The 5,368-nt window shown below is 50.0% G+C and carries 2 tRNA genes and 2 rRNA genes; all 4 read right to left on the reverse strand.

Features of this window, described 5'->3' with window-relative positions:
- Positions 1-70: 70 nt before the first annotated feature.
- The 4 genes from C1A02_RS13260 to C1A02_RS13275 all read right to left on the reverse strand — a co-directional run bounded on the left by C1A02_RS13260 (position 71) and on the right by C1A02_RS13275 (position 5,161).
- A 23S ribosomal RNA gene (locus C1A02_RS13260) occupies positions 71-2,908 on the reverse strand.
- A gap of 261 nt (positions 2,909-3,169) precedes the next feature.
- Positions 3,170-3,246: transfer RNA gene (locus tag C1A02_RS13265), tRNA-Ile, on the reverse strand.
- Between the two features lie 149 nt (positions 3,247-3,395).
- Positions 3,396-3,471, reverse strand: a tRNA-Ala gene (locus C1A02_RS13270).
- Between the two features lie 171 nt (positions 3,472-3,642).
- Positions 3,643-5,161 (reverse strand): 16S ribosomal RNA (locus C1A02_RS13275).
- Together the 16S and 23S rRNA genes with 2 tRNA genes alongside form the textbook arrangement of a ribosomal RNA operon.
- Positions 5,162-5,368 lie beyond the last annotated feature (207 nt).

Below are 5,368 nucleotides of genomic sequence, written 5' to 3' on the forward strand. Positions count from 1 at the left end.
CGGGCACTAAAAACTGAATAAAGAAGAAACAGAAGTTAAAGCGAATGAGCAAGGCTCTAACCAAGAAATTATGGTCAAGCCCTCGACCGATTAGTACTGCCAAGCTAAATACATTGCTGTACTTACACACGCAGCCTATCAACCTTGTAGTCTTCAAGGGGTCTTACTAGCTTACGCTATGGGATATCTTATCTTGGAGGCGGCTTCACGCTTAGATGCTTTCAGCGTTTATCCGTTCCGTACATAGTTGCCCAGCTGTGCCATTGGCATGACAACTGGTGCGCCAGAGGTACGTCCATCCCGGTCCTCTCGTACTAAGGACAGCTCTCCTCAAATATCCTGCGCCCACGACAGATAGGGACCGAACTGTCTCACGACGTTCTGAACCCAGCTCGCGTACCACTTTAATCGGCGAACAGCCGAACCCTTGGGACCGAATACAGCCCCAGGATGTGATGAGCCGACATCGAGGTGCCAAACCTCCCCGTCGATGTGGACTCTTGGGGGAGATCAGCCTGTTATCCCCAGGGTAGCTTTTATCCGTTGAGCGACGGCAATTCCACTCTCATACCGCCGGATCACTAACTCCAACTTTCGTTACTGCTCGGATTGTCATCCTCGCAGTTAGGCTAGCTTACGCGTTTACACTCTAAGGCACGGTTTCCATCCGTGCTGAGCTAACCTTTGAGCGCCTCCGTTACCTTTTAGGAGGCGACCGCCCCAGTCAAACTGCCCGCCTAACAATGTCCCCCGGCCGGATTCACGGCCGCAGGTTAGAATTTCAACCATTTAAGAGCGGTATCCCAAGGGTGACTCCACCATAGCTGGCGCTACGGCTTCCTAGTCTCCCGCCTATCCTGTACATAAATGATCAAAACCCAATATTAAGCTGCAGTAAAGCTCCATGGGGTCTTTCCGTCTTGTCGCGGGTAACCGGCATCTTCACCGGTACTACAATTTCGCCGGGCGGGTAATTGAGACAGTGCCCAGATCGTTACACCATTCGTGCGGGTCGGAACTTACCCGACAAGGAATTTCGCTACCTTAGGACCGTTATAGTTACGGCCGCCGTTTACTGGGGCTTCAATTCAATGCTTGCACATCTCCTCTTAACCTTCCAGCACCGGGCAGGTGTCAGCTCCTATACTTCATCTTTCGATTTGGCAGAAACCTGTGTTTTTGCTAAACAGTCGCCTGGGCCTATTCACTGCGGCCACATCTCTGTGGCACCCCTTTTCCCTAAGTTACGGGGTCAATTTGCCGAGTTCCTTAACTACCCTTCTCCCGTTGGCCTTAGAATTCTCTTCCTGTCTACCTGTGTCGGTTTGCGGTACGGGCGCCTTAGATATACATAAGACTTTTCTCGCCTTCGTCCAAGCATACTTCCCTACTCTAATTTCGGTCCCTTACGCCCAGGTCAACCAACGCCTGGGTTATGCCCTTTCAAAGTGTCCTCTTACTTAAATCTTTTGGCGGCTACGGAATGTCAACCGTATGTGCATCGGCTACGCCTTTCGGCCTCACCTTAGCTCCCGGCTTACTTGGAGCGGACGAACCTTCCTCCAAAAACCTTAGACTTTCGGCCAATATGATTCTCACATATTTCTCGCTACTCATTCCGGCATTCTCACTTGTGTACAGTCCACCAGCGCTCACGCTCTGACTTCACCCCGTACACAACGCTCTCCTACCATGATACTAAAAGTATCATCCCAAGCTTCGGTATATAGTTTAGCCCCGTTAAATCTTCGGCGCAGGGGCACTCGACCAGTGAGCTATTACGCACTCTTTTAATGTATGGCTGCTTCTAAGCCAACATCCTGGTTGTCTGTGCACCCCCACATCCTTTTCCACTTAACTATATTTTGGGACCTTAGCTGTGGGTCTGGGCTCTTTCCCTTTCGACAATGAAACTTATCTCACACTGTCTGACTCCTGTACATCAATTATCTGGCATTCTTAGTTTGATAGGGTTCAGTAACCTTTCGGCCCCTAGCCCATTCAGTGCTTTACCTCCAGTAATCTAATACAAGGCTAGCCCTAAAGCTATTTCGGAGAGAACCAGCTATCTCCGGGTTCGATTGGAATTTCTCCGCTACCCACACCTCATCCGCTACCATTTCAACGGGAGTCGGTTCGGTCCTCCATGGAGTTTTACCTCCACTTCAACCTGGACATGGGTAGGTCACCCGGTTTCGGGTCGAATACAACTGACTTCACGCGCCCTATTCAGACTCGCTTTCGCTACGGCTCCGGACCTTAAGTCCTTAACCTTGCCAGTTACATTCACTCGCCGGACCATTCTACAATAGGTACCCGATCACCCATTGACGGGCTCTCGGTGCTTGTAAGCACAAGGTTTCAGGTTCTTTTTCACTCCCCTCCCGGGGTTCTTTTCACCTTTCCTTCACAGTACTATACACTATCGGTCACTGAGTAGTATTTAGGCTTGGAGGGTGGTCCCCCCATGTTCCCACCGGGTTTCACGTGTCCGGCGGTACTCTGGATACAGCTAGCCAGTTTGGAATTTCGCATACGTGACTCTCACACTATTTTGTTGGCCTTCCCATGCCATTCTGCTATTCCTCACCATACATATTGCTGTCCGAACCCCGAAGGTATTGCTACCCTCGGTTTGGCCTCTTCCGCGTTCGCTCGCCACTACTAGCGGAATCTCATGTTGATTTCTTTTCCTCGCCCTACTTAGATGTTTCAGTTCAGGCGGTTCCCCCTGCATGACTATGTATTCATCATGCAGTGACTGGACATGACTCCAGCCGGATTGCTCCATTCGGAAATCTATGGCTCAATGCCCACTTACGGCTCCCCATAGCTTATCGCAGTTTGTCGCGTCCTTCATCGGCTCTCAGTGCCAAGGCATTCCCCTTGCGCTCTTTGTAGCTTGACCATGTGATTTTCTTGGTTCTTGCTTGTATATCAAAACAATCTTGAACTCGTTAAGACTATTTTGTTTGGTAAATTGTAGATTTAGATAAAAAACAATTTTCTCGCTTTATCTGCTTCTTTTCTTTATTCAGTTTTCAATGTCCGCCACACTCGTGTGGTTTTCGTCGCGATAGATAACACCGAGAAAAACTCTTTGTACCTCGCATACACAACCATACTGCCGTGTGTCTGCATTATGCAGTTTTTTCCAGATCAAATCTGGTGGTGGGCTCAAGTGGACTCGAACCACCGACCTCACGCTTATCAGGCGTGTGCTCTAACCAGCTGAGCTATGAGCCCATATCTTTCGGCTAGAGGCCGTCGGCTTTCCCTTGCCCCTGTCAGCCCTATTTCATTGTATCAAACTCTCATTTGACACAATTACCCGTGCATAAAGCAAACTGTTTCCATTTTACTTTGTGCGCGTAGTTTGTCCAGATCATGTCTGGTGGTGGAGATGAACGGAATCGAACCGATGACCCCCTGCTTGCAAAGCAGGTGCTCTCCCAGCTGAGCTACACCCCCATATTCACTTTGAATAATAAGGTATTTCTCACCTTCGGGTTCTTCCCTTATTCTCCATTGAAGTCCCTTTTCAGGGCCTTCAAAATTAAACAACGATTCTAACAAGTCGAACTTCGTAACCTGACCTGTGGATGTTAAATGAACACCGTAGTATTCATTTGGTCTCCATAGAAAGGAGGTGATCCAGCCGCACCTTCCGATACGGCTACCTTGTTACGACTTCACCCCAGTCGCCAATCCTACCTTCGACGACGTCCTCCTTGCGGTTAGACTATCGGCTTCGGGTATTACCGGCTCCCGTGGTGTGACGGGCGGTGTGTACAAGGCCCGGGAACGTATTCACCGCGGCATGCTGATCCGCGATTACTAGCAATTCCAACTTCATGTAGGCGGGTTGCAGCCTACAATCCGAACTGAGACCGTTTTTGGGGATTTGCGCCACCTCGCGGCTTAGCTTCCCGTTGTTAACGACCATTGTAGTACGTGTGTAGCCCAGGTCATAAGGGGCATGATGATTTGACGTCGTCCCCACCTTCCTCCGTTTTGTCAACGGCAGTCTGATTAGAGTGCTCTTGCGTAGCAACTAATCACAGGGGTTGCGCTCGTTGCGGGACTTAACCCAACATCTCACGACACGAGCTGACGACAACCATGCACCACCTGTCTCAACTTTCCCCGAAGGGCACCTAATGCATCTCTGCTTCGTTAGTTGGATGTCAAGACCTGGTAAGGTTCTTCGCGTTGCTTCGAATTAAACCACATACTCCACTGCTTGTGCGGGCCCCCGTCAATTCCTTTGAGTTTCAGCCTTGCGGCCGTACTCCCCAGGTGGATTACTTATTGTGTTAACTCCGGCACGGAAGGGGTCAGACCCCCCACACCTAGTAATCATCGTTTACGGCATGGACTACCAGGGTATCTAATCCTGTTTGCTACCCATGCTTTCGTGCCTCAGCGTCAGTTAAAGCCCAGTAGGCCGCCTTCGCCACTGGTGTTCCTCCCGATCTCTACGCATTTCACCGCTACACCGGGAATTCCGCCTACCTCTACTTCACTCAAGCTCTCCAGTTTCGAACGCAATTTGTGGGTTAAGCCCACAGCTTTCACGCCCGACTTGAAAAGCCGCCTACGCACCCTTTACACCCAGTAAATCCGGACAACGCTTGCTCCCTACGTATTACCGCGGCTGCTGGCACGTAGTTAGCCGGAGCTTCCTCCTTGGCTACCGTCATTATCTTCACCAAGGACAGAGGTTTACAATCCGAAGACCGTCTTCCCTCACGCGGCATTGCTGCATCAGAGTTTCCTCCATTGTGCAATATCCCCCACTGCTGCCTCCCGTAGGAGTCTGGGCCGTGTCTCAGTCCCAATGTGGCCGTCCAGTCTCTCAACCCGGCTACCGATCGTCGCTTTGGTGGGCCATTACCCCGCCAACTGGCTAATCGGACGCGAGTCCATCTTTCAGCGGATTGCTCCTTTGATATCAGTGCCATGCGACACCGATATATCATGCGGTATTAGCGTTCTTTTCAGAACGTTATCCCCCTCTGAAAGGCAGGTTACTCACGCGTTACTCACCCGTCCGCCACTAAGTAAGAGTTAAGCAAGCTTATCTCTTACTCCGTTCGACTTGCATGTGTTAGGCATGCCGCCAGCGTTCGTCCTGAGCCAGGATCAAACTCTCTAAAATATAGTATTAAAATGACCGAAGTCAATCTAATCAATCTTAGAGCATTTTATCTGCTCGTTTTGTACGCTTGCGCGTTTCTCACTTTTTATAGAGCTACGAGACGCTCTTATATCCGGAAGTACTCACTTCTCGTTTCCAAGAAGTTTTCTCTCAAAAATTACGGGTTCCTTCTTGTCTTTCTCGTTGTTTAATTTTCAAGGTCCTGTC

The organism is Clostridium minihomine (assembly GCF_900240385.1).
GTDB classification, from domain to species: domain Bacteria; phylum Bacillota; class Clostridia; order Oscillospirales; family Acutalibacteraceae; genus Faecalispora; species Faecalispora minihomine.